This window comes from Paenibacillus sp. GCM10028914 (assembly GCF_042666275.1).
Taxonomy (GTDB): Bacteria; Bacillota; Bacilli; order Paenibacillales; family Paenibacillaceae; genus Paenibacillus_AQ.
Window position 1 is genome coordinate 43,728 of the sequence record NZ_JBHTFO010000007.1, and the last position, 24,112, is coordinate 67,839.

Consider the following 24,112-nt stretch of genomic DNA (forward strand, 5'->3'; position numbering starts at 1 on the left):
TAAACCCATAAAGGAGTGTGAAGAACGATGGCTCGTACCAAAACTCAGAAGGCCATTCGCAAAGCCGAACGTGCCGGCAACTGGTGTGCTGCGAATCTGCGGAAGACAAACGATGATTACGGTGCTTTATCACAGCATGTAAGAATATTGCCGACAAAACAAGAACAATTGCAAAAGAATAAACATAAAAAGCGGATCGGAGACGATGGCGCTTTTTTTATTGCCTTATTTCGAAAAAATCAATTATATATTTAAAGAGAACTCCCAGCATACTAATTTATTTACGGGTTTGAACTTCTCAAAGACTACTGCTATAGTACGCAAGAGAGATTAGTCTTTAGAGGGTGGAGGGACTTTATGGGCAAGCAAAAGTATTATGTGGTTTGGGTAGGAAAAGAGCCTGGAATTTATACAAACTGGGGCGAATGTCAGCTTCAGGTGAATCAATATACGGGAGCAAAATTTAAATCGTTTGAATCGAAGGCAGAGGCTGAGAAGGCTTATGCTCAAGGATGGAAAAGTTTTTTTGGAGGACAGCAGTCTAAAAGCCAAGCGGGAACTGCAGCAAAATCGAAGAGAAGTAAGTCGGTTGCAGAAGTGGACCCGGGCGAAATCGATTATGATAGTATCTCTGTCGATGTTGGAACACGCGGTAATCCTGGTCCTGTTGAATATAAGGGAGTAGACACGCAGACAGGAGACATTATATTTTCATGTGGTCCGATTCAGAAGGGAACAAACAACCTAGGAGAGTTTCTCGCCATTGTTCATGCGCTTGCTCATCTCAAAAAGATCGGCAGCACAAAGACCGTATATAGTGATTCAATGAACGCTTTGAAATGGGTAAGAGAGAAGAAGGTGGTCTCCACTCTTGTACGGGATGCTTCAACGAAGGAAATATGGGATTTGGTAGATCGTGCAGAACATTGGCTTCGAACGAATACGTATGAAAATAAGGTGTTGAAGTGGCAGACCAAGAGCTGGGGAGAAATTAAGGCGGATTACGGAAGAAAGTAACAGTTTCAAACGGTTTCATACACAGGTTATCCCCTGATTGTGAGTAGTTTGGAGGTTATCCATAGGAATACACGCTGGAATAATAAATCCAGCGTGTTTTTTTATTCACATGTGGATGAATGGGACAGTATACAATTTAGTAAACATAACCAATAGATAATCATAGTATGATACAGGGCCTGCTTAGAAGGAGGATGATCACTTGAGCAAAGTTAAGGTAAAGTCAATTAGCAACGATAGAAGGCCATCGACCTCTAAATTGAAGGTAATATCCTTCTACACCGCACTTCTCGTAGTTATTACAGCTTTGTTAGGCTTGTATATTGCATGGGTGGAATTAATGACTCAGGGGAATACGGAAGAGCTGATTGTCTAGATCACGATGAAACAAATATGCCTGAATACCGGAGATCACCTGTATGATTTCCGGTTGCAATTTACATATGACAAAGAACGGGCAAGGTGGATATGTGCATAACTGTTTTCAAAATGCGAAATTTCCATAAAGTTATGAACAGATTAGACGTTCTGCAATGAAAAAAATGATTGACTTTTATGAAGTTATACAGAGCTTGTGAACAGATTTGGGATAACTCTATTTGAAACAGCAAATAAACCTCCAATTTATGAGAATTCCAAGGAATAACTAGAGGTTTATTGCTGGAATTGTGGATAAACCGTAGACGAAAATTTATGTATACACAAAGTTATAAACATATTCCAAATCTATAGGAAAGATTATTAGGATAACACGGCTTTATAAAATGTGCAATACAAAAATAATACTTTTGGATGAGGGGAGGTTATACTTCGATTTTTTTAATTATTTTAGCGGGATTTCCGCCGACTACGACATCATCAGGTACATCCTTGGTTACGACAGCACCAGAGGCGATAACAACATTGTTACCAATGGTTACTCCAGGGTTTATAACGGCTCTACCGCCAATCCATACATTGTGACCAATCGTTACGGGTTTTCCGAATTCTACTCCGGATGTTCTTTCAGACGGATCCAGTGGATGGGTTGCTGTGTAGATATGTACCCCCGGTGCGATAAAGCAGTTATCTCCGATTCGGATTTCACAAACATCTAAAAATACACAATCAAAGTTGGCATAGAAGTTCTCTCCTACATGTATGTTGTATCCATAATCGCAGCGAAATGTAGGTTCAACATATAGGTGCTGCCCAGTAGAACCGAACAGTTCCTTTAATAGTGCAGCTCTTTGGATCTCGGCAGTTTCTAGTGTTTGATTGTATAGCCTCGTTAATTTTCGTGCATTCAATCTATCATTTACTAATTCAGTGTCAGCAGCATTATACAGTTCACCGTGTAACATTTTTTCTTTTTCTGTTTTCATAAAATAACTCCTTCTTGTATAATGTATCCAATTCTCAATTCTTATTGATGGATGATTACGATATAAAGTAGGTTGGATCATGGATAATGACAAACAACGTCTAAGTATTGAAGTTTCAAGATTATATTATATGCTCGATTACAGTCAACAGGATATTGCAACAAAACTCGGTGTTTCCCGGCCTACGGTTTCCCGGTTACTTCAGCATGCGAAAGAACAGGGATATGTTCGAATAAGTATTGTGGATCCGCTCGAAGACCATGATGCTTTAGGCGAACGAATCAAGCAGCGTTACAACTTGGATCGAGTCTTAGTGTGCTACAGTCCCATCAACGAATACAGTGAAATTCAGAAGCATATCAGCAAAAAAACAGCAGAATATCTCCATGAAACCGTACAGGATGCAGATATTATCGGCGTGACATGGGGCACGACGATGCATGCTGTCGCACTGCAGCTTCAATCCAAGTCGGTTAAAGGCGTCGAAGTAGTTCAGCTCAAGGGCGGCGTAAGTCACTCGCATGTAAATACCTATGCTGCAGAGATTGTAAATTTGTTTGCTGATGCATATCAAACCATAGCGAGATATTTGCCGCTCCCCGTTATTTTTGACAGTGTTGTCGTTAAAGAGATGGTTGAGAAAGACCGGCATATTCAGCGCATCATCCAATTGGGCAAGCAGGCCAATATCGCTGTATTCACTGTAGGAACCGTGAAAGAGGATTCGCTTCTGTTCCGTCTTGGGTATCTAAGCAGTGATGAGCAGAAGCTTCTTCAGCAGCAGGGTGCTGGAGATATTTGTTCCCGATTTTTCGATGCACAAGGAAATATATGCAGTGAGGATATCAATAACCGCACCATCGGCATCGATCTTGAAGATCTTAAACACAAGGATAAATCGATTTTAGTCGCAGGAGGACAGCGAAAGATCGATGCGATTAAGGCTGCATTGATTGGAAGATATGCCAATGTATTGGTGACCGATCAGTTTACGGCCCAAGCATTATTAGATTAATTATTTATCAGGTGAAATATGTATCATTAGAGTAGCATATTAGACAGCTCTGAGCGGAAGTTATTGAAGATGAAGAAGTCATCTTTGGAAATTGCCGCGATATCAAGAGATGTCTTTTTTGCGTTTATGGAGAAATGTTTATATTTTAACCACTAGGGTAAAGTCGTTAATATAAGAAGTTTTAGATCCCAAAATTATTCATGAATGATAAATACTCTTATAGCTAACAATGAGGAGTGTCATTGACATAAAACGTCTTTGAACAAAATTTCAACAACTGTTTTACATATGTTCAAGGCTATGATATGATGTTCCCGATAAATTGATATTAATCGAATGATAGCGCTTTTAATAAGGACAAATTAAGGAGTGTTGAACTAATGAGTATGGCAAAAATGATAGATCACACGATTCTAAAAGCAGATGCAGTTAAACAGGAAATTACGAAGCTGATTGAAGAAGCTAAGAAGTATGAATTTGCATCGGTATGTATTAATCCAACTTGGGTTTCTTATGCGGCAGAACAGCTTGCAGGTACACCCGTTAAAGTCTGCACTGTAATTGGTTTTCCTCTGGGAGCAACGACATCAGCAGTTAAAGCTTTTGAAACCAAGGATGCTATCGCAAACGGAGCTACCGAAGTGGATATGGTTATTAATATTGGTGCGTTGAAAGATAATAATGATGAATTGGTATTCAATGATATTAAAGCGGTTGTTGATGCTGCTGCTGGTAAGGCGCTGGTAAAGGTCATTATTGAGACATGCTTGCTCAGCGATGAAGAGAAAGTTCGCGCATGTGAACTATCTGTAAAAGCAGGTGCTGATTTTGTTAAAACATCAACAGGCTTCTCAACTGGCGGAGCAACCCCAGCAGATGTAGCACTGATGCGTAAGACAGTCGGGGATAAAACTGGTGTGAAGGCTTCTGGCGGAGTTCGTAGTCTGGAAGACATGAATGCCATGGTTGAAGCAGGAGCTAACCGAATTGGCGCAAGTTCAGGTGTGAAAATCATGGAAGGTGGACAATCAACATCATCTTATTAATCCAACTGTAGAAGGAGGACTAGCAATGAAAGACGAGTTGATTCAAGAAGCAATCGAAGCGAGGAAGCAGGCATACGTTCCTTATTCCAAGTTTCAGGTTGGAGCTGCAATTCGTACAGGGGGAAAGGTGTACCGGGGATGTAATATTGAGAACGCGTCTTATGGGCTTACCAACTGTGCTGAACGTACTGCGATTTTCAAAGCGGTATCCGAGGGGCATCAAAAAATCGATGCCATTGCAGTGGTAGCAGACACGGAAGGACCAGTCTCTCCGTGTGGTGCTTGCCGACAGGTGCTTGCCGAATTTTGCGATCATGAGACCAAGATTTATTTAACGAATCTACATGGTAACACGCAAGAATGGACAATGGCTCAGTTGTTACCAGGGGCTTTTCAAGCGGAAGATATGGATAAAGTATCGACCGTTGAATAGTTGTACAAAAGATGCAATGTAGGCGAGCATGAATTAGGTCATAACAAATAGCTTGTGAATTTCAAAATTGCTCATCAGCGGGGGAACATAACATGAAATATTTAATCGCGATATTGGGTTTACTTGTTGTATTCGGAATGGCGTATCTAATCAGTAATGACAAGCGTAACATTCGTTACCGTCCGATTCTCATTATGATTGTGCTACAGATGATTCTGTGCTTCGCGCTGCTAAACACCACGATTGGTGAATTCCTGGTTAAAGGGATAGCAACTACATTTGAATCCCTCTTAGCTTATGCTGGAGAAGGTATTGAATTTGTATTTGGCGGCATAGCAAATGAAGGAGCAGGACCGTTTTTCTTGACCGTACTGCTTCCGATTGTGTTCATTTCCGCATTGATTGGGATTCTACAGTACATCAAAGTACTCCCAATTATTGTGAGATATATTGGGATTGTACTGAGTAAAATAAATGGTATGGGTAAGCTTGAATCGTATAACGCAGTTGCATCCGCTATTTTGGGACAATCTGAAGTTTTCATATCTGTAAAGAAGCAGATCGCGCTTATTCCAAAACACCGGATGTACACCTTATGTGCTTCTGCGATGTCTACGGTCTCGATGTCCATCGTCGGTGCATATATGACGATGATTGAGCCGAGATATGTTGTAACAGCACTTGTGCTTAACCTGTTTGGTGGATTTATCATCGCATCCATCGTGAATCCGTACACGGTTCCGGCGGAAGAGGATATTCTTGAAGTTCAAGAAGAAGAGAAGCAGTCTTTCTTCGAAATGCTTGGAGAATACATTATGGACGGATTCAAGGTAGCCATTACAGTTGCTGCAATGCTACTTGGTTTCGTAGCTTTGATCGCGTTGATCAATGGAATTTTCGATGCGATATTCGGAATTTCATTCCAACAAATGCTCGGGTTTATCTTTGCTCCATTCGCCTTTGTTATGGGTGTACCTTGGAAAGAAGCGGTTGATGCTGGTAGTATTATGGCTACGAAGCTTGTATCCAACGAGTTTGTTGCCATGCTGGATCTGGCTAACTATAAAGAGATGTCTGATCGTACAATTGGTATCGTGTCTGTATTCCTTGTATCATTCGCGAACTTCTCCTCAATCGGTATCATATCGGGTGCGGTGAAAGGCTTGAATGAGAAGCAAGGAAACGTGGTAGCTCGTTTTGGACTTAAATTGCTGTATGGTGCAACCTTGGTCAGTGTACTGTCTGCGACCATTGCAGGATTGTTCCTGTAACAAGAATGCTCCTGCAGCAGATGAACAGGGAGTATGTGAGAGACGTAATCTATTAAGACGGGGGACGAGAACATGGAACAGTTTAAACGGATTCACCTGATCGTGCTAGACTCCGTAGGTATCGGCGAAGCGCCGGATGCAGCTGCTTTTGATGATATAGGAAGTGATACGCTTGGACATATCGCTCGAGAATGCGGCGGTTTGAACATGCCTAATATGTCTGCACTGGGCTTATCTAATATCCGTGAAATTGAAGGTGTGCCCGTTGCTGAGAAACCACGTGCTTACTTTACGAAAATGCAGGAAGCATCTAATGGTAAAGATACGATGACAGGTCATTGGGAGATCATGGGGCTATATATTGATACGCCCTTCCGGGTGTTCCCGGAGGGCTTCCCAGATGAGCTCATTACCCGTATTGAAGAGAAGACAGGGCGGAAGGTAATAGGTAACAAGCCGGCCAGTGGTACAGAGATCATTGAGGAGCTTGGTGAAGAGCATGTAAAGACAGGTGCGCTCATTGTGTACACTTCTGCAGATTCGGTCCTTCAAATTGCTGCACACGAAGATGTTGTGCCTTTGAAAGAGCTTTATGAAATCTGTGAATTTTGTCGTAAGATCACCCTTGAAGATCCTTATATGCTAGGTCGTATCATCGCTCGTCCTTTCGTAGGCGAAGTAGGACAGTTTAAGCGTACGGCGAATCGTCACGACTATGCCTTGAAGCCATTTGGGCGAACAACGATGAATGAACTGAAAGACGCTGGGCTCGATGTCATTGCACTCGGCAAGATCTTCGATATTTATGATGGTGAAGGAATTACCGAAGGAATTCGAACCGTGTCCAATATGGACGGTATGGACAAGCTTATTGAGACGATGGACAAATCGTTTAAAGGTCTAAGCTTTCTGAATCTTGTTGATTTCGATGCTGTTTACGGACATCGTCGTAACCCGAAAGGATACGGTCAAGCCTTGGAGGAATATGATGCACGTTTACCTGAGGTATTTGCTAAAATGACTGAGGATGACCTGCTGATCATCACTGCAGATCATGGTAATGATCCTACTTATAAAGGAACGGACCACACTCGTGAATATGTACCTCTTCTTATATATTCACCACGCTTTGATGAAGGTAGGGAGCTGCCTGTTCGGAAGACATTTGCTGATATAGGAGCAACCGTAGCCGACAACTTTGGTGTGACATTACCTAAGTATGGTACGAGCTTTTTAAGTGATCTGAAATAATATCAGAATGTGGGGGAATGAATCATGAGTACACATATTGGAGCGAAACCAGGGGATATTGCTGAATCGATACTGTTGCCAGGAGATCCGCTTCGTGCCAAATTTATTGCGGATACCTACCTAGAAGACGTTATTTGCTATAACGAAGTAAGGGGCATGTATGGCTTTACAGGAACATATAAAGGAAAGCGAATCTCTGTTCAGGGATCGGGAATGGGTGTTCCTTCAATCGGTATTTATGTCAATGAGTTGATATCTGAGTATGGTGTGAAAAATCTGTTCCGTGTGGGTACATGCGGCGCGATGCAGGAGCATGTACATGTTCGTGATGTGATTTTGGCACAGGCGGCTTGTACGGACTCTGCCATGAACCGTCACCATTTCCTTGGATATGATTTCTCACCAATCGCAAGCTTCCCACTGCTCAAGGCAGCTTATGATCGGGGTGTAGAAAAAGGCTTGAACCTGCATGTAGGTAACATATTTACTTCTGATGTATTTTATCGTGAAGATAAATCAGCTGTTCAGAGACTGATGGAACATGGTGTTTTGGGCGTAGAGATGGAAACAACGGCTCTTTATACGATTGCAGCTAGAAAAGGTGTAAGAGCATTGACGATTCTGACAGTGAGTGACCATCTCCTGACAGGGGAAGAAACGACTTCTGAAGAGCGTCAAACGTCCTTTAACGACATGATGGAAGTAGCTTTGGATACAGCGATTTCAATATAACGCTGAAGTTTACTGGAATTATCCCTCTTATTCAACAATGAACAAACAGTGAGGAGCATGTGCGATGAGAATGGTTGATTTGATTGCGAAGAAGCGTGACGGGAAGGAATTGACGACAGAAGAAATCAATTTCTTTATTGATGGATACACAAAAGGTGATATTCCTGATTATCAGGTCAGCGCAATGAGTATGGCCATCTTTTTCAAAGACATGACGGATCGTGAACGTGCAGATCTTACGATGGCTATGGTTAATTCCGGTGAAACGATCGACTTGTCTGCTATCGAAGGCGTTAAGGTCGATAAACACTCTACGGGTGGTGTTGGTGATACTACGACACTCGTGCTCGCTCCACTTGTAGCTGCTCTAGATATTCCGGTGGCGAAGATGTCTGGACGAGGTCTTGGTCACACAGGCGGAACGATCGATAAGCTGGAATCCATTGCAGGATTTCATGTGGAAATCAGCAAAGATGAGTTTGTTAACCTTGTGAATAAACATAAGATTGCAGTGATTGGGCAGACTGGCAACCTGACACCTGCTGACAAGAAGCTGTACGCACTTCGCGACGTTACGGCTACCGTAGATTCAATCCCGCTGATCGCAAGCTCTATCATGAGTAAGAAGATTGCTGCCGGCTCGGATGCTATCGTACTTGACGTTAAGACAGGTGCAGGCGCATTTATGAAAACCGTGGAAGATGCGAAGGAACTGGCACATGCAATGGTTAGCATCGGTAACAATGTTGGCCGTAAGACCATGGCGGTTATTTCGGACATGAGCCAGCCACTTGGTGAAGCAATCGGTAACTCCCTTGAAGTGAAGGAAGCCATTGATACGCTTCGTGGTGAAGGACCGAAGGACTTGGAAGAGTTGTGTCTTGCACTTGGAAGACAAATGGTATTCTTGGCGAATAAAGCAAAATCGCTAGAAGAAGCAGAAGAGATGTTGAAAGAAGTTATGCGCAATGGAAAGGCTTTGGAGAAGTTTAAGGAGTTCATTGCGAATCAGGGCGGAGACGCATCGGTTGTGGATAATCCTGAAAAACTGCCTCAGGCGAAGTATAAAATCGAGTTGCCAGCACGTGAAGACGGAGTGGTTGCCGAGCTCGTTGCTGATGAAATCGGAACAGCCGCCATGCTGCTTGGAGCGGGACGTGCTACGAAGGAGTCTGAGATCGATCTGGCCGTCGGTCTGATGTTGAATAAGAAGATTGGCGATACGGTGAAAAAGGGTGATTCCCTGATAACGATTCATGCCAACCGTGAAAACGTGGAAGACGTAAAAGAAAAACTGTATGCAAGCATCCGTATCTCAGATCATGCAGAAGCTCCTGTGCTGGTGCATGACCTTGTAACGGAATAATAAGCTTATAATCATAGGACTGTCCTCCAACTTCTGGTGGACAGTCTTTTTGATGTGAATTGCTGATCATAATACCTATGATACCCACATATATTGTTAATGGGGAAACGTGAGTAAAGCAGTACATGTTGGGAGAGAGAGCCGCGAAAGAGCCATTCTGCTTTCAAGGGAGGCGGCGGCTATGACTATCGATCAGCTGATTGCTTTGCTGGCACTTATTGTTATGATCATCGGACTTGCGGTTAACAAAAGCAAATCATAGCGCAAGTTCGGAAGGGGCTGATGGAGGCCCCTTTTTTTTGGTGTCTACTTTTATATTATTTTGGCATATGTACTTTGATATATTGCTAGATTACGTAGAAAGACATATACTGTGATTGCAAGATTCTCCATATTTCATTCAGTTCTGGGAGGGAATTATGCTTTTTGTAGCAGCATTTGTCGTTTCTATTGTGCTCGTGTTACTGCTTATTCCACCTTTTCGGAAGCTTGCAATTAAGATCGATTTTGTGGATAAGCCGAGACCTGACAGTGAAAGGAAAATTCATCGCGAACCTATTCCACTTACCGCAGGCATCGCCATTTTTCTCGGGTTTTTTATTTCATATTTTCTGTTTATCGGTTCTATAACGAAGGAAACTGTCGGGATTTTTCTTGGCAGTGTGCTCATCTTAGGAATTGGCCTTGTGGATGATTGGTACAAAACACACGGTAAGGAACTAGCTTCACTGCCGAAACTGATCGTTCAAGTGTTCGCCGCTATTATTGTGTACAGTTCAGGTATTGCGTTTGAAGGATTTAATAATCCATTTAATGGTCAATATATTAACTTACCGGAATGGTTGCAGCTGCTTCTAACGATTATGTGGATATTCGGTGTTACCACGGTCATTAATTTCTCAGACGGTATCGATGGCCTGGCTGGAGGACTCTCTGCTATTTCAGGAGGAACGCTCTTCGTTGTTGCTTTGACGCTCGGAAGAGGGGACTCTGCACTTCTTGCTGTTATCTTGGTAGGTGCGGCGCTTGGATATCTGCGTTATAACAAACCACCAGCTAGAGTGTTCATGGGAGATGCAGGAGCGACATTCCTTGGTTTTATCCTGGGGATCATCGCGTTAGATGGAGCCTTTAAGGGAGCTACGCTTGTCTCTTTGATCGTTCCGATCTTTGCTCTAGGGGTACCGATTTTCGACAACATTATCGTAGTCTTCCGTAGACTACGCCAGTCGAAGCCGATTTATCAAGCAGATGCGTCTCAGGCGCATTACAGACTGCTTGCGACAGGGCTAAATCAGAAGCAGACGCTTATCTTTCTTTGCCTGCTGAATCTATGTTTTGGTCTGACAGCTATTATTCTTGCATTAAATGAAGCTGGAGTTTAGTTTTAACAACCGGATGGATCGAAAATGTCAACGAGCTTTGCCAGTTCTTATTGAAATGGCAGAGCTCGTTTTAGATTTCGAATACGACGATGGTTTGGCAGCACAGACTTTCATTCTTATCTACAGCCGTTTAGTTTAACATAGAGGATAAAGGAGGCTAGCAAGATGAACGATATGTCAGGAAAGATCGTCATTGTAACAGGTGCGAACTCCGGTATGGGTCTTGCTTCAACGATAGAACTGGCCCGTCTTGGTGCTCATGTCATTATGCTTTGTCGTAATCAGGCAAGAGGAGAAACTGCCTTGGAGCAGGCAAGAAAAGAAAGCGGGAGCACGGATATTGAGCTGATGAACTGTGATCTCGGCTCCCTGGCCAGCATAAGAAGCTTTGCTGTGGCTTTTAAAGAGAAATACGGCAGTCTGGACGTACTCTTGAATAATGCAGGCGTTGTTACGGTGAAACGGGAGACGACAGCTGATGGATTTGAAGCGATGATGGGCGTGAATCATTTAGGACATTTTTTACTCACTCATGAACTGCTGGAACTTTTGTTTCATGCACGGCAAGGCCGAATCGTGAATTTATCGTCTGGGGCACATAAAGTAGGTCGTATTTATTTTGAAGATCCTCAGTTAACAAGAAGATTTAATGTGGCAAAAGGATATGCGCAGTCGAAGCTGGCTAACATTCTATTTACGAAGGAACTTGCTACGAGGTTAAACAACAGTCCGGTGACGGTAAATGCGGTTCATCCGGGGGCGGTGCGTACGAGCTTGGGAGTGGACAGGAAGAGTGGATTCGGGAAGAATGTTTATAGGCTGCTGAGCCCCTTTTTCCAAACTCCGCTGGAAGGCGCACGTACAGCCATTTATTTAGCGTCAAGCCCAGAGGTGGAGACGGTGACAGGAGAATATTATATCAAGTGTAAACCAGCAAAGACTTCGGCACGAGCTGCCGATCCCCAGCTTGCGAAACGATTATGGTTGTGGAGTGAAGAGCAGGTTGGTTTATAAAAAAATATCTAACAGAGCACCCATAGTCCAGGATGAAGCTATAACAGCTATTCATTTTAGTCTATGTGATGCTCTTTTTTTGAGGGAATAACGAAGTAAGGATACCTTTAGACCACTAATTATCGACTGCGTATCGTTTTCTAGCTAATAAAGCTGCGCCATCGGCTGGATTAAGATCTTTCCTTCCCAGAGGAAATGACAAGTCTGGAAAGCGGCTTAACAGAAATTCTCGGAAACAATCTTGGAATACGGCGGAGTGTTTGAAGATCGATCCTGTGCACACCACTTCTGTCTCTCTAAGCTCGGGGTGCCGCCCAATCAGTGCGATTGTCGTCTCTGCAAGTTCTCTCGCTTGATCCCGTAAAATATTATGGGCCACAACATCACCGTCTTTCGCGGCTTCCACACAATAACGGGCAAATGCTGCAATATCACTTCTTCCTATGGAAGATTTATAGACATAAGCTTTCAGTTCTGAGATATGTTCAAAATCATAGGCATCTGTAATACGCTTCGTCATTGAGGTAGGAGGCAGCATGCCTTCCAGGCTTTTGATAACAGTCTTTAGGCTAAGAAGTCCAATCTGGTAACCGCTTCCTTCATCGCCGAGAATATGTCCCCAACCGCCGACGCGATATTGCTCCCCTTTTTTCGTAATTCCATACGTATTTGATCCGGTACCTGAAATGACGAGAATGCCATATTCGCGTCCCAAGGATGCCATTAATGATATGATGGCTTCGTTCGTCATAGAAATCGGGAATGAAAGACCACGTTGTTCCTGATAAGCACGTAGAGAGGAGATGACATTGTCTTTCTCTTCCGTGGTGTTCACTCCTGACATACCTAGACAAATGCTTTTGATTGTAGCTTCGGGTATGGGTGAGGCGAGTGGTTTGATGACTTTATCTAGCACACTCATGAGCTCCAGCATAGCTCCATCAAAAGTGACAACATACGGATTGGTGGAGCTGCCAGAATATCGAGACAATACCTTACCACGATTGTTTATGACAACTGCTTCTGTTTTTGTACCGCCTCCATCAACACCTATAAATAATTCCATCGCTTATCACTTCACTTTCCATTTTTAGTATAGGATATAAACAAAATCATGTAAAATAAAATTTTAAAAATATAATAATCAATTGAAATATTATTTCATACACTCTATAATAAACACAATCTTGCCTTTTTGAAAGCGATATCATTTATGTAGGGAGGGACATCCATGATACAGTTCAGCCCGGAGAATAATACGCCGGTTATCGTCGTAGGACTCATGTCAGGGACCTCGCTTGATGGGATTGATGCAGCGGTCGTAAGGATTACCGGCAGCGGATTGCAGTCACAGGTGGAACTTCTCCACTACTACAATATACCTTATGATTCCTCGATTAGAGGGAAATTGAAAGAACTGTGCAGCGAAGGGCATTCCAGTAGTAGCGGAGTATGCAGCATGAATGCCTATTTGGGAGCACGTTTCGCTGACGCGGCTACTGAGGCTGTTAGAGAAGCGGGTCTTTCGATGGATGATATTCATTTCATCAGTTCCCACGGACAAACGATATGGCATATCCCTGAAGGGGAAGCTGGGAATCCGTATTCTGTTCCTTCTTCACTTCAAATCGGAGATCTTTCAGTTATCGCCAAGCATACGGGAAAAATGGTCGTGGGTGATTTCAGGACTGCAGATATGGCTGTTGGTGGACAAGGTGCACCGCTAGCTCCATATGGTGATTTTATTCTATTTCGTCATGAGCATATAGGAAGGCTGCTTCAAAATATAGGCGGGATTGGGAACTGCTCGGCCATTCCTGCAGGTGCAGACGCTACTGAAGTTCTCGCTTTTGACACCGGACCAGGAAATATGGTGATGGATGAAACGGTCCAGGTCTTGTCAGAAGGGCGTCTGACATATGACGAGGGAGGACGATGGGCAGCTCAGGGAAAGGCCGATGAAGGATTGGTTGCCGAAATGATGTCACATGTCTATTTTCAAACGGTGCCTCCCAAGTCGACAGGCAGGGAGTTGTTCGGAAAAGCGTATGCGGCTTGGTACTTGGAGAAGGCTAGAGTGCGCAATCTATCTGACGCGGATACGGTAGCGACTGCCACAGCCTTTACTGCTCATTCCATCGTAGATAGCTACAAAAGATATGTGTTTCCGGTATGTGAGATTCAGGAAGTTATCGTTTCCGGCGGCGGGGCCCATAATGCTGAGCTGCTTCGGATTCTCGCCGCGATGCTGCCAGAGCAGAAGATCATGACCTCGGCACAGCTTGGTTTTCATGATGATGCGAAGGAAGCTGTAATTTTTGCAGTGCTTGGTAACGACTTCATGCATGGTATCCCGAATAATTTACCTGCCGCGACAGGTGCACAGCGCCCAACAGTGATGGGGAAACTGGCTTTTCCATAAAGGAAGCTAGGAGAAGCTCGGGAAGTTTCACGAAAGAGAGGGTGAATAATCTTGTTAAAGCAACCTGTACGGGAACAATTAGCTGCTGTAGTGGGTGAAAAATGGTTGAAAGACGACGCCGAAAGTCTCGTCTCTTATAGCTATGATGCTACGCCTCTATATCAGTCGATGCCTGATGGTGTTATTTTTCCAGCAAGTACGCAGGAAGTTTCCGATATTGTGAAAATATGTGCCGCCAATCAGATTCCGATTGTTGGAAGGGGCGCTGGAAGTAATCTGTGCGGAGGGACAGTCCCACTTCAAGGTGGCCTCATCGTCGTTATGACTCGAATGAATAAGCTGCTTGAGATTGATAGGGACAATCTGACCGCTACCTTTCAGACAGGGCTGAATACGAAGCAATTCCATCAAACGGTGGAACGTGCAGGTTTGTTCTACCCACCAGATCCGAGCAGCATGATCATCTGTACCATGGGGGGGAATATTGCACTTGGAGCGGGTGGTTTACGCGGGCTGAAGTATGGGACTACGAAGGACTATGTGCTGGGCTTGGAAGCTGTATTGCCGGATGGAAGTATTATGCGAACAGGTGGGAAGCTTGTCAAAGATGCAGCTGGTTATGATCTGACAAGGCTGCTTGTCGGATCAGGAGGCACGCTGGCCATATTGACGGAGGCCACGGTAAAGCTGATTCCGAAGCCGCCTTATCGACGAGCGATGGTTGCCATGTATGATGATATTTATGCGGCGGCACGTACAGTGTCGAATATTATTGCTAATCATATTTTTCCGTGCACCTTGGAATTCATGGATCAACCAACACTTCAGGTCGTAGAGGATTTTGCGAAGATTGGTCTTCCGGTACACGCAAAAGCCATGCTTGCGATTGAACAGGACGGTAGTGAAGAGGACGTAGAACGCGATCTGAAACGAATAGAAGCCATATGTTATGAATCTGGAGCAACACAGATGAAGATCGCTGCTTCGCCGGAAGAAGGGGCTAAAGTGATGGAGGCCAGGCGGAGCGCGCTCGCGGCACTGTCCCGTCTTCGTCCGACAACGATCCTTGAGGATGCGACTGTTCCGCGGTCAAAGATCGCGGATATGGTACTTGAAGTTCAGCGCATAGCTCAGAAATATAATGTGCAGATCTGCACGTTTGGTCATGCAGGAGACGGAAATCTCCATCCCACCGCGATGACGGATGCAAGAAATCCAGAGGAGATTCACCGGGTAGAGCAAGCTTTTGCAGAAATATTTGAAGTTGCCATCGCACTGGGAGGTACGATTACAGGCGAGCATGGTGTCGGTATTGTAAAAGCACCATATCTGGAGTGGAAGGTTGGCGCAGCGGGGCTGGATATGATGAAACGGATTAAGGATGCCATTGACCCGGCCGGTATTATGAACCCCGGTAAGATGTTTGCCGAGACGCGAAAACGGATTGTGGTGCAGGATCAGCCTAAGTTATCTGGAGTATGAAGGGAATGACTGGAATGGAAAGATCACACGGTGCGCTTGCGCAGCGCATGAAGCTGACGCTGGATGAAGAGCAGCTGACCAACTGTATGCGCTGTGGCTTTTGTCAGATGGCCTGTCCTACATTTCTCGAGACCGGTCTTGAGGCGGCTTCACCGCGAGGACGGATTGCTCTCATGAAAGCGGTCGTAGACGGGATTATGGAACCAGACGAAAGCTTTCAGCATCAGATGGATTTGTGTCTCGGCTGTCGTGCCTGTGAGCCTGCATGTCCTTCCGACGTGAAATACGGGCAGCTTATCGAACAGACGCGCGAAGCAATTGCGAAAGAGAAGGCATATTCTCTACCTGTGAAGCTTGTCCGAAAGACGTTTCTGCAAGGGATATTTCCACATAAGGGCCGGTTGAAGTTTATGGGAAAGACACTGAAGTTTTATCAGAAGTCAGGACTTCAGAAATTTGCCCGTTCATCTGGCGCAATGAAGATGTTCCCAGAGCATCTTAGACAGCTGGAACAAATACTGCCTTCGGTTCACGGAGATGGCCTAACAGCTCTTTGGAAAAAGGCGGGGTTCCCTGTTCGGACAGAGAAAAGTCTCTCTGGATTCGATTTACTGATCATTCCACCAGTAGGCGAAAAGGTGGCACGGGTTGGCATGTTCCGCGGCTGCATTATGGATGTAATGTTTGCTGAGACGAATGTGAATACAGTCCGTCTGCTTAGACAGGCAGGTTTCGAAGTGGCGATACCGGAAAGCCAAGGTTGCTGCGGGGCGCTGCATGCTCATGCGGGAGAGATGGATGATGCGCGGGATTTGGCCGCTCAGAATCTTATTGCATTTCGGGAAGCGGGCGTAGACCATATCGCGAGTAACGCGGGAGGATGTGGAGCGCTGCTGAAGGAATATGATCATTTAATGAAAGAAGCGGCTGATATGGACCAGCGGAGTCAGGCCATCCGATTCGCAGGGCAGGTCAAGGATATTTCAGAGTTGCTCAGAGATATCGGTCGTCCACTTACAACTATAGATGATGAAGGCTCTAAGAAGCCTCCGTTGAAGGTGACCTATCAGGATTCCTGTCATCTGCGGAATGTGATGCATGTTCAGGGACAGCCGCGGGAATTGATTGGACAGCTCGGCGCTGTTAGTCTTTGTGAACTCCAGGGAGCGGAAGTCTGCTGCGGCTCAGCAGGGATCTACAATATGACACAGCCTGAGATGTCGATGAATCTACTAGACCATAAGATGGATAATGTGAAAGATACACACGCAGAGGTAGTTATAACCTCAAATCCGGGATGCCTGCTTCAAATGAAATGGGGTATTGAACGTGCTGGAGTTCAGGATTCTGTCGAAGCCGTTCATCTGGCAGATTTTTTGTCGGAACGGGTCCATCTTTACGATAAAGAATAATAGGGGAGACTGCTAGAATATTGAACGACATATGAATATATTATTCTATGTGAAATATCCAGATACTTTCGTGAAATCGGATTCATAAATGGGATTATGACATGTAATGCTTGGGTTTCTCCATGTTCTTTAGGCCAGAGAAAAGTTATAGTTATTTCAAGCTTTAGGCCACAATCTTAGGAGGAATTATTCATGTCTAAAATCACGTTTATTGGTGCAGGCAGCACTGTATTTGTTAAAAATGTACTCGGCGACGTCATGACAACACCCGCATTGCAAGGTTTTGAACTTGCGTTGTTTGATATCGATTCGGAGCGTCTTCAAGATTCAGAGCGTTTGCTTAACAGCATCAAAGGCACGCTGGGCAGCACCTGTGTTATTAAGTCGTATTCGGATCGGAAAGAAGCGCTGAAAGGTGCTAAATATGTCATTAATGCTATTCAGGTCGGCGGATATGATCCTTGTACGATTACAGACTTTGAAATCCCTAAAAAATATGGTTTACGCCAAACCATCGCAGATACAGTCGGTATCGGAGGGATATTCCGTAATCTGCGCACGATCCCTGTGATGCTTGATTTTGCTCGCGATATTCAGGAAGTATGTCCGGATGCCTTGTTCCTCAATTACACGAATCCGATGGCGGTTTTAACGAATGTAATGAATACTGCTGGTGGCGTAAATACCGTGGGACTGTGTCACAGCGTTCAGCACTGCGTGTCCGAACTGTTTAACGCGCTGGACATGGATAAGACAGGAGTAGAATCCAAAATCGCTGGAATTAACCATATGGCATGGCTGCTTGAAGTGAAAAAAGACGGAGTCGACCTGTATCCGGAAATAAAACGCCGTGCAGCGCTGAAGCAAAAAGAGAAACATCATGATATGGTCCGTTTTGAGCTGATGCTTCGCTTTGGTTACTACGTGACTGAGTCCTCGGAGCATAACGCAGAGTACCATCCATATTTCATTAAGCGCAGCTATCCTGAATTGATCGAGAAGTTCAACATCCCGCTGGATGAATATCCACGTCGTTGTGTGAATCAGATCAATGGCTGGAAGGAAATGCGCGGGAAATTGTTTGAAAGCCAAAGTATTGAGCATACGCGCTCCAAAGAATACGCGTCCTACATTATGGAGGCGATCGAGACGAATGTTCCTTTCAAAATCGGTGGTAATGTCATGAACACGGGTCTGATCACGAATCTGCCGAAGGAAGCATGTGTCGAGGTACCGTGTCTGGTAGACTCTTCAGGCGTTACACCAACATATGTGGGCGACTTGCCTCCACAGCTGGCAGCGCTGAACCGGACGAATATCAATACCCAACTGCTCACGATTGAAGCGGCACTTACCGGCAAGAAGGAACATATCTATCATGCTGCGATGCTTGATCCACATACATCAGCTGAGCTCTCGTTAGATGACATTACGTCGCTTTGCGACGATCTTATCGAGGCTCATGGTGATTGGTTGCCGAAATATAAATAAGGTGTGCCATACGTACAACCGGCAACAGACCGTCAGGAGATGATCCTGGCGGTCTGTTTGGCTAGGTTTAATTATTTTGAAAATTAAGGTAACAAATGGAAGGTCACAAGCGTCATAGAAATAGAGGTGATCCCGAACGGCTTTAGACGGGAATGTGTGAGGGAACAAAGCCTATATCGAATGCCGGCAAAGAGCTTGCTGCACTTGGAAAAGGGTATGCACCTTCCGATCAGATCAAGCTTAGCGAACCCATACAAAACCCTGAAACCGGAAGCACCGAGGATAACAGCAGGGGGATGCGACTAATTTTGGCAGCACTCATCCTTATAGTTGTTGTGACGATTATAGGTATAATGCTTTATGTCCTTAGAAGGAGAAGGAACCGTTAAAAAATATTTAAATTTTGTATGGTTTCCCTTGGCATGTTTACCAAAGGCGTGTTATAATGCTCCTAATTAGTAAAGGGGAGTAGCTCTACAGTAAAGTCGTCATTACGTGACATTCGTGTCTCCGGCTTTATTGGCAACGAAAGTTGTTTGCGAGACCTTTGCCGTTTAACGGTAAAGGTATCGTTTATCTCATAAATCTATGGGTAAATACCTTTATCGCCGACTATCGGGATAAGGGTATTTTTTTTCCCTTTCATCGAAATGATCGGATCATATTAAGAGAAGGGAAGAATGCTATTGGATACGGGATTGTTGCTAGAGTACGCATGGGTTTTATTGGTGTTAATCGGTTTGGAGGGGATTCTTGCAGCCGATAATGCATTGGTTATGTCAATTATGGTTAAGCATCTCCCCGAGAAACAGCGGAAGAAGGCATTGTTTTACGGATTGGCTGGTGCATTTGTGTTCCGATTTGCTTCCCTGTTTATCATCTCGTATTTGGCAGATGTTTGGTATGTTCAAGCTATTGGTGCTGTCTACTTGCTTTATATCAGTGTGAATCACATCGTAAAACAATTGTTTGTTAAGAAGCAAGTTCATATGAAAGAAGCTAAGAAAAAGGAAGAAAAATTCTGGGTTACCGTACTTAAAGTAGAACTTGCAGATATCGCGTTTGCAGTAGATGCAATTCTGGCAGCAGTTGCACTTGCATTGACCTTGCCGGCAACCGGGTTGCCACAAATCGGTGGAATGGACGGCGGACAGTTCCTCGTTATTTTTGCCGGTGGTATTATTGGTCTTATCATTATGCGTTTCGCAGCTACGTATTTCGTTAAATTACTAGAGCGTAAGCCTGGTCTTGAAACTGCGGCATTCCTGATTGTCGGATGGGTTGGTATTAAACTTGCCGTATACACGCTTGCACATCCTGAGATCGCAGTGCTTGAGAAGAGCTTCCCGAAGAGCACGGGCTGGAAACTGACATTCTGGGGAGTGCTCGTCTTGATTGCGGTTCTCGGTTGGATCCTCTCGAAGGATAAGAGTGAGATGACGCAGGCTGAACAGAAGCAATTGGAGTCCTAATAAATAGGATTATAGATATAAAGAAATATTTATTATAGTTATGTGCTTATTGTGGTTGCTCTCATACAGGAGTAGAATATTAATATCAGGTAATACCTTGTTATTAGTGAACCAGCCTTATTGGCCGATGTTTCAGGATAGGCAAGTGCCTGTTCAGAGCATACTTGGCCTATAAGGCTTTTTAGACTTTTGTACGAGAACAAAGAGAATAGGGAGTGCAGGGATGATTATCATCAAGACACCAGAACAAATTGCAAAAATGAATGAGGCTGGAAAGCTGTTAGCAGAATGTCATAAGCAAATCGCCGGAATGATTAAGCCAGGAATTACAACACTTGAAATCGATCGGTTTGTTGAGAAATTTCTTGCAGAGCACGGGGCACATCCAGAGCAAAAAGGGTATCATGGATATCCTTTTGCGACATGTGCATCCGTGAACGATGTTATTTGTCATGGCTTTCCTAATGATGTTCCTCTAAAGGACGGGGATATCGTAACGATTGATATGGTTGTTAAATTGGACGGCTGGTTGGCGGATTCCGCATGGTCATATGCTGTCGGAAATATATCCGAAGAAGCGCAGCATCTGTTGGATGTAACGAAAAAGGCACTTTATCTCGGTATTGAACAGGCGGTCATCGGCAACCGTATCGGTGATATTTCACATGCGATTCAATCCTATGCGGAATCGGAGAATTTATCGGTAGTACGGCAATTTGTAGGTCATGCGATCGGTCAGGAGATGCACGAAGATCCACAGGTTCCTCATTATGGACCTCCACATCGCGGGCCTCGTCTGAAGGAAGGCATGGTTATAACAATTGAGCCGATGCTAAATGTCGGTAAATATGGCGTCAAGATCGACGCTGATGGTTGGACTGCCAGAACGATTGATGGGAAGCTGTCCGCACAATATGAGCACACGCTTGCGATTACCAAGGATGGCCCGTTGATTCTTACAGATCAGGATGCCTAACGCTTCCATATTGGGTTGTTTAAAAAGTACTTTTATTTTTTGAACATGTAATTATAGATTCCAAACGTAAAAATATTTATAATAGAATCAATTTTACGTATGAAGGGACAATAGACATGACGATAAAAAAAGCATTGACGGTAGCCGGTTCAGATACGAGTGGCGGCGCTGGTATTCAAGCGGATTTGAAGACATTTCAGGAATTCGATGTTTATGGTATGACTGCACTCACAACCATTGTATGCATGGAGCCCAAAACATGGAATCACCAAGTATTTCCGGTAGCACTGGACGTAGTGGAATCTCAGCTTAAGACGGTGATTGAAGGCATCGGTTTTGATGCGATGAAGACGGGAATGCTGGGTTCTGTTGAAATTATAGAGCTTGTCTCCCAATATATCGATCGTTACAACTTGAAACGGGTTGTTATTGATCCTGTAATGGTATGTAAGGGCACCGATGAAGTGCTTCAGCCTGAAAATACAGAAGCAATGATCGAATTCCTTCTGCCTCGTGCGGATCTTGTAACGCCGAATTTATTCGAGGCTTCTCAGCTTGCGAAGTCTGGCCCAATCAAAACACTAGACCAAATGCAAGAAGCTGCAGCTGTGATCCACAGCAAGGGAGCTAAGAATGTTCTGATTAAAGACAGAGGTAAACTTCAAGAGGGCAAGGCGATGGACCTGCTGTATGATGGTACTAACTTCGAGTGGTTTGAAGCGGATGCAGTTGTTACGGCGTACACTCACGGAGCAGGCTGCACTTCGTCTGCTGCGGTAACAGCTGGTCTGGCTAAAGGACTTACAGTGAGAGAGTCGGTAGAACAAGCTAAGGCTTTCATCACTCAGGCTATCGCTAATGGATTCAAATTAAATGAATTTGTTGGCCCTACACGGCACTCCGCTCATCGCAGCACATTGTAGTTCAAGCCAATAGAAGATTATTCGTATGTAGACCGCTCAGGGATTATCCTTGGGCGGTCTGTTTATTTTACTCACTAGGCTAAACGCTGGAAGGATAGTTTTCTTTCTTACTCCGTAGCTTCTCGAGCGGAGAGGACGAAGCGTTTCCGGAGAAGCGAGAGCGTTCGCCTTTGTCCCCGAATTTCTTCTGCAATGAATATAGTTAGGAAATTCGGGGGCAAGAGCGATCGTAGGAATGATTCGTACGCGTAGCGTCCTCTTGATTCATGCGTATTGGAGATGTTAGGCGCTTTGATTCATCATATTGTGATATAATTCTAAATAAGGGTCTTCTGGGGACTGGAGAAAATGTTTAGGGGTTGGGATATGTTTCAGGACGTAATGGATTTTCTAATGAAGTTTGGTCCATGGGGATTGTTTATTCATGCATTTTTGGATGCTGTGATTTTTCCGATTCCTGCATTCTTTCTACAAGTATCTTTAAGCATGCTTCATCCAACGTCAGCTTTATGGTTGGCTACGACAGGTTTTATCGGTTGTTTGCTCGGCACACCGATCGGTTATCTTATCGGTAAACTTTTGGGCAAATCGGTACTGTACAAAATCTTGAAAAAAGAGTGGATCGATGCTGCTACAGACAGATTTCAAAAGAACGGAGAGGCTGCCATACTGGTTGGCTCGTTTACACCTATTCCGTTTAAGGTATTTACGATTTTATCTGGCTGTTTGAATTTTCCATTATGGCGATTGATGGGATACGCTGCGATAGGCAGAGCAACTAAATTTTATGTAGTAGGAATATTGTTTTACTTATACGGTAATGCAGCTGAGGGTATGGTGAAGAATGTATCTCTGTACATTTTCATTATTGCTGTTCCATTACTTCTATTGGGTCTTTACTGGAACCGGAGACGAAAGCGTAAACGGAATGAGGCTATTCAGCCTGAGACCGATCAACCTGCACTGGAATCCACGATTCCGGATCAGCAAACCCCATCGGCATAAATAAAGAGGTAAGTGTACTGTTTATATAAATCAATGAAGCAGCTAGCTCGCGCTAAGCTGCTTTTTTATATAAGAAAAACAGGAGAGAGCCTAATCAGCAACTTCTCCTGTTAAACATGAACCTATGATGAATGCATGATGCAACTTTATTAAGCTAACCTGTGTTTTCAATTCGAAATATCTTTCCTCTATCTTTCGCGTCTGGTACAGGATGAAAGACCGGGGTGGAGGATAGCGATGAGTTTAACATATCCGTTAAATAACGGTGAAGGGGCCCACAATAGATTTCATTCAAATGTGTAGAATTAGTGAAGTCTTCTGGCGTGACGAGGTGAGGCGGCTTATTAACCGGATGAAGTCCGGCTCTTTCAAAGACAGTGGCGACGAAATGAGAACAGAAATAGGCATTGTCACGATCAATGTGAACTCTAAATAAAATACCGAGCAGTCCAAGAAGGTTATACTTGTAACGATCTTGGTCTCGCATCATTTCTTTAACCAGGTTGTACATACGTTGGTAATCCTCTGAGCTTACACTACAGCGGTAGATAGCACAATCTGAAGTGTAGAAGAAAGGGGCTCTCAGATTCTCGCGGACTAGTCCACCATTGAACGGGTTGTTCGCTTGTTTACGACCAAAGCTGTAAACTTCATGCAGATCGGAATCAAACGCGATAGATGCGTGATTCAGCGGGGCATTTGTAAAGCATTGGATCATCCTGCTGAACCAGGTTCCCGTGCCCGTAAGCACGATCCAAATATTTTGTTCCGTATACATACTCGCAAACTCCTTTGTTAACGGTCATACCTATACTTTCAATATATGCTTGCTTCTTTCACAATAAACGAAAATAGTCTCCTATTCAAGTTAAAAAAAACCAATTTCTTTCAATTCAGATATTAGCATACTTATTTGAAAAGTACTTTCCGTATAAGTAGACAATTAAGTTGAATAGAAGAAATTTTACGACGGTTTATGATAAAATGCTCGGCTATAGCCCGCCTATAGAAGGAGAACAGATTCCATTCCTAGAA

General features: G+C 44.1%; 26 protein-coding genes. 23 read left to right on the forward strand and 3 right to left on the reverse strand.

All coding sequences use genetic code 11. The annotated features are described in order from the left end of the window. Window positions 1–27 precede the first annotated feature (27 nt). The 3 genes from ACFQV5_RS05940 (at window position 28) to ACFQV5_RS05950 (ending at window position 1,393) form a co-directional block, all read left to right on the forward strand. Entirely contained in the window at window positions 28–255 is a 228-nt protein-coding gene (locus tag ACFQV5_RS05940; protein WP_379244608.1) for a hypothetical protein, read from the forward strand. Window positions 256–357: 102 nt separating this feature from the next. After that, window positions 358–1,017 carry a ribonuclease H gene (gene rnhA, locus ACFQV5_RS05945; protein WP_379244610.1) on the forward strand — a complete coding sequence of 220 codons (660 nt, stop codon included), beginning with the start codon at window positions 358–360 and terminating at the stop codon, window positions 1,015–1,017. A gap of 202 nt (window positions 1,018–1,219) precedes the next feature. Continuing rightward, complete coding sequence (locus tag ACFQV5_RS05950; protein ID WP_379244612.1) at window positions 1,220–1,393, forward strand: hypothetical protein; 174 nt, start codon at window positions 1,220–1,222, stop codon at window positions 1,391–1,393. Between the two features lie 427 nt (window positions 1,394–1,820). Here ACFQV5_RS05950 and maa read toward each other — a convergent pair whose 3' ends face one another. Then, window positions 1,821–2,381, reverse strand: coding sequence for a maltose O-acetyltransferase (gene maa / locus ACFQV5_RS05955; RefSeq protein ID WP_379244614.1), 561 nt, complete (start codon window positions 2,379–2,381; stop codon window positions 1,821–1,823). A gap of 79 nt (window positions 2,382–2,460) precedes the next feature. On the opposite strand from maa, the gene ACFQV5_RS05960 reads away from it, so the two are divergent. The 11 genes from ACFQV5_RS05960 (at window position 2,461) to ACFQV5_RS06010 (ending at window position 11,894) form a co-directional block, all read left to right on the forward strand. Further along, complete coding sequence (locus ACFQV5_RS05960) at window positions 2,461–3,396, forward strand: DNA-binding transcriptional repressor DeoR (protein WP_379244616.1); 936 nt, start codon at window positions 2,461–2,463, stop codon at window positions 3,394–3,396. A 380-nt stretch (window positions 3,397–3,776) separates the two neighbouring features. Further along, window positions 3,777–4,442: a deoxyribose-phosphate aldolase gene (deoC, locus tag ACFQV5_RS05965; RefSeq protein WP_379244618.1), complete on the forward strand. Its 666-nt coding sequence runs from the start codon at window positions 3,777–3,779 to the stop codon at window positions 4,440–4,442. Between the two features lie 25 nt (window positions 4,443–4,467). After that, window positions 4,468–4,875: a cytidine deaminase gene (locus tag ACFQV5_RS05970; protein ID WP_379244620.1), complete on the forward strand. Its 408-nt coding sequence runs from the start codon at window positions 4,468–4,470 to the stop codon at window positions 4,873–4,875. 92 nt (window positions 4,876–4,967) lie between these two features. Next, window positions 4,968–6,146 carry a NupC/NupG family nucleoside CNT transporter gene (locus ACFQV5_RS05975; RefSeq protein ID WP_379244622.1) on the forward strand — a complete coding sequence of 393 codons (1,179 nt, stop codon included), beginning with the start codon at window positions 4,968–4,970 and terminating at the stop codon, window positions 6,144–6,146. A 72-nt stretch (window positions 6,147–6,218) separates the two neighbouring features. Next, complete coding sequence (gene deoB, locus ACFQV5_RS05980) at window positions 6,219–7,397, forward strand: phosphopentomutase (protein ID WP_379244624.1); 1,179 nt, start codon at window positions 6,219–6,221, stop codon at window positions 7,395–7,397. A gap of 24 nt (window positions 7,398–7,421) precedes the next feature. Next, window positions 7,422–8,129 (forward strand): purine-nucleoside phosphorylase, encoded by a 708-nt coding sequence (gene deoD / locus ACFQV5_RS05985; RefSeq protein ID WP_379244626.1) that lies wholly within the window; start codon window positions 7,422–7,424, stop codon window positions 8,127–8,129. A gap of 64 nt (window positions 8,130–8,193) precedes the next feature. Further along, window positions 8,194–9,495: a pyrimidine-nucleoside phosphorylase gene (locus ACFQV5_RS05990; protein ID WP_379244628.1), complete on the forward strand. Its 1,302-nt coding sequence runs from the start codon at window positions 8,194–8,196 to the stop codon at window positions 9,493–9,495. Window positions 9,496–9,604: 109 nt separating this feature from the next. After that, on the forward strand, window positions 9,605–9,757 hold the full coding sequence (locus ACFQV5_RS05995; protein ID WP_379244630.1) for a hypothetical protein: 153 nt from the start codon (window positions 9,605–9,607) through the stop codon (window positions 9,755–9,757). Window positions 9,758–9,914: 157 nt separating this feature from the next. Continuing rightward, on the forward strand, window positions 9,915–10,880 hold the full coding sequence (locus tag ACFQV5_RS06000) for an MraY family glycosyltransferase (RefSeq protein ID WP_379244632.1): 966 nt from the start codon (window positions 9,915–9,917) through the stop codon (window positions 10,878–10,880). Between the two features lie 13 nt (window positions 10,881–10,893). Next, a complete protein-coding gene (locus tag ACFQV5_RS06005) occupies window positions 10,894–11,019 on the forward strand; it encodes a hypothetical protein (RefSeq protein WP_379244634.1) in 126 nt (41 codons plus the stop codon). 35 nt (window positions 11,020–11,054) lie between these two features. Beyond that, the gene (locus ACFQV5_RS06010) at window positions 11,055–11,894 is read left to right on the forward strand and encodes an SDR family oxidoreductase (RefSeq protein ID WP_379244823.1); all 840 of its coding nucleotides are present in this window, start codon (window positions 11,055–11,057) and stop codon (window positions 11,892–11,894) included. Window positions 11,895–12,009: 115 nt separating this feature from the next. Here ACFQV5_RS06010 and ACFQV5_RS06015 read toward each other — a convergent pair whose 3' ends face one another. Beyond that, window positions 12,010–12,960, reverse strand: a complete 951-nt coding sequence (locus tag ACFQV5_RS06015; RefSeq protein WP_379244636.1) for an N-acetylglucosamine kinase — start codon at window positions 12,958–12,960, stop codon at window positions 12,010–12,012. 165 nt (window positions 12,961–13,125) lie between these two features. Between ACFQV5_RS06015 and ACFQV5_RS06020 the strand changes: the two genes are divergently transcribed. The 9 genes from ACFQV5_RS06020 (at window position 13,126) to ACFQV5_RS06060 (ending at window position 23,077) form a co-directional block, all read left to right on the forward strand. Further along, window positions 13,126–14,316, forward strand: coding sequence for an anhydro-N-acetylmuramic acid kinase (locus ACFQV5_RS06020; RefSeq protein ID WP_379244638.1), 1,191 nt, complete (start codon window positions 13,126–13,128; stop codon window positions 14,314–14,316). 51 nt (window positions 14,317–14,367) lie between these two features. Further along, window positions 14,368–15,798 (forward strand): FAD-binding oxidoreductase, encoded by a 1,431-nt coding sequence (locus tag ACFQV5_RS06025; protein WP_379244640.1) that lies wholly within the window; start codon window positions 14,368–14,370, stop codon window positions 15,796–15,798. Window positions 15,799–15,812: 14 nt separating this feature from the next. Beyond that, window positions 15,813–17,210: a (Fe-S)-binding protein gene (locus tag ACFQV5_RS06030; protein WP_379244825.1), complete on the forward strand. Its 1,398-nt coding sequence runs from the start codon at window positions 15,813–15,815 to the stop codon at window positions 17,208–17,210. Between the two features lie 192 nt (window positions 17,211–17,402). Continuing rightward, window positions 17,403–18,701: an alpha-glucosidase/alpha-galactosidase gene (gene melA, locus ACFQV5_RS06035; RefSeq protein WP_379244642.1), complete on the forward strand. Its 1,299-nt coding sequence runs from the start codon at window positions 17,403–17,405 to the stop codon at window positions 18,699–18,701. Between the two features lie 152 nt (window positions 18,702–18,853). Then, window positions 18,854–19,090: a hypothetical protein gene (locus tag ACFQV5_RS06040; protein ID WP_379244644.1), complete on the forward strand. Its 237-nt coding sequence runs from the start codon at window positions 18,854–18,856 to the stop codon at window positions 19,088–19,090. A gap of 297 nt (window positions 19,091–19,387) precedes the next feature. Then, on the forward strand, window positions 19,388–20,173 hold the full coding sequence (locus tag ACFQV5_RS06045; RefSeq protein WP_379244827.1) for a TerC family protein: 786 nt from the start codon (window positions 19,388–19,390) through the stop codon (window positions 20,171–20,173). 223 nt (window positions 20,174–20,396) lie between these two features. Next, window positions 20,397–21,149 carry a type I methionyl aminopeptidase gene (gene map, locus ACFQV5_RS06050; RefSeq protein ID WP_379244646.1) on the forward strand — a complete coding sequence of 251 codons (753 nt, stop codon included), beginning with the start codon at window positions 20,397–20,399 and terminating at the stop codon, window positions 21,147–21,149. Between the two features lie 116 nt (window positions 21,150–21,265). Then, window positions 21,266–22,072 carry a pyridoxine/pyridoxal/pyridoxamine kinase gene (pdxK, locus tag ACFQV5_RS06055; RefSeq protein WP_379244648.1) on the forward strand — a complete coding sequence of 269 codons (807 nt, stop codon included), beginning with the start codon at window positions 21,266–21,268 and terminating at the stop codon, window positions 22,070–22,072. A gap of 366 nt (window positions 22,073–22,438) precedes the next feature. Beyond that, a complete protein-coding gene (locus ACFQV5_RS06060; RefSeq protein ID WP_379244650.1) occupies window positions 22,439–23,077 on the forward strand; it encodes a YqaA family protein in 639 nt (212 codons plus the stop codon). Window positions 23,078–23,231: 154 nt separating this feature from the next. Here ACFQV5_RS06060 and ACFQV5_RS06065 read toward each other — a convergent pair whose 3' ends face one another. Beyond that, complete coding sequence (locus ACFQV5_RS06065; protein WP_379244652.1) at window positions 23,232–23,855, reverse strand: hypothetical protein; 624 nt, start codon at window positions 23,853–23,855, stop codon at window positions 23,232–23,234. Between the last annotated feature and the right edge of the window lie 257 nt (window positions 23,856–24,112).

Bases quoted from the DNA above. Each gene is read 5' to 3' on its own strand.
- ACFQV5_RS06030 (WP_379244825.1), top strand. From the start codon at position 15,813: ATGGAAAGATCACACGGTGCGCTTGCGCAGCGCATGAAGCTGACGCTG.
- map (WP_379244646.1), top strand. From the start codon at position 20,397: ATGATTATCATCAAGACACCAGAACAAATTGCAAAAATGAATGAGGCT.
- ACFQV5_RS05975 (WP_379244622.1), top strand. From the start codon at position 4,968: ATGAAATATTTAATCGCGATATTGGGTTTACTTGTTGTATTCGGAATG.
- ACFQV5_RS06000 (WP_379244632.1), top strand. From the start codon at position 9,915: ATGCTTTTTGTAGCAGCATTTGTCGTTTCTATTGTGCTCGTGTTACTG.
- maa (WP_379244614.1), bottom strand. From the start codon at position 2,381: ATGAAAACAGAAAAAGAAAAAATGTTACACGGTGAACTGTATAATGCT.
- ACFQV5_RS06040 (WP_379244644.1), top strand. From the start codon at position 18,854: ATGTGTGAGGGAACAAAGCCTATATCGAATGCCGGCAAAGAGCTTGCT.
- ACFQV5_RS05970 (WP_379244620.1), top strand. From the start codon at position 4,468: ATGAAAGACGAGTTGATTCAAGAAGCAATCGAAGCGAGGAAGCAGGCA.
- ACFQV5_RS06005 (WP_379244634.1), top strand. From the start codon at position 10,894: ATGGATCGAAAATGTCAACGAGCTTTGCCAGTTCTTATTGAAATGGCA.
- pdxK (WP_379244648.1), top strand. From the start codon at position 21,266: ATGACGATAAAAAAAGCATTGACGGTAGCCGGTTCAGATACGAGTGGC.
- deoD (WP_379244626.1), top strand. From the start codon at position 7,422: ATGAGTACACATATTGGAGCGAAACCAGGGGATATTGCTGAATCGATA.
- ACFQV5_RS06060 (WP_379244650.1), top strand. From the start codon at position 22,439: ATGTTTCAGGACGTAATGGATTTTCTAATGAAGTTTGGTCCATGGGGA.
- deoB (WP_379244624.1), top strand. From the start codon at position 6,219: ATGGAACAGTTTAAACGGATTCACCTGATCGTGCTAGACTCCGTAGGT.
- melA (WP_379244642.1), top strand. From the start codon at position 17,403: ATGTCTAAAATCACGTTTATTGGTGCAGGCAGCACTGTATTTGTTAAA.
- deoC (WP_379244618.1), top strand. From the start codon at position 3,777: ATGAGTATGGCAAAAATGATAGATCACACGATTCTAAAAGCAGATGCA.
- ACFQV5_RS06010 (WP_379244823.1), top strand. From the start codon at position 11,055: ATGTCAGGAAAGATCGTCATTGTAACAGGTGCGAACTCCGGTATGGGT.
- ACFQV5_RS05940 (WP_379244608.1), top strand. From the start codon at position 28: ATGGCTCGTACCAAAACTCAGAAGGCCATTCGCAAAGCCGAACGTGCC.
- ACFQV5_RS06020 (WP_379244638.1), top strand. From the start codon at position 13,126: ATGATACAGTTCAGCCCGGAGAATAATACGCCGGTTATCGTCGTAGGA.
- ACFQV5_RS06015 (WP_379244636.1), bottom strand. From the start codon at position 12,960: ATGGAATTATTTATAGGTGTTGATGGAGGCGGTACAAAAACAGAAGCA.
- rnhA (WP_379244610.1), top strand. From the start codon at position 358: ATGGGCAAGCAAAAGTATTATGTGGTTTGGGTAGGAAAAGAGCCTGGA.
- ACFQV5_RS05990 (WP_379244628.1), top strand. From the start codon at position 8,194: ATGAGAATGGTTGATTTGATTGCGAAGAAGCGTGACGGGAAGGAATTG.
- ACFQV5_RS05960 (WP_379244616.1), top strand. From the start codon at position 2,461: ATGGATAATGACAAACAACGTCTAAGTATTGAAGTTTCAAGATTATAT.
- ACFQV5_RS06065 (WP_379244652.1), bottom strand. From the start codon at position 23,855: ATGTATACGGAACAAAATATTTGGATCGTGCTTACGGGCACGGGAACC.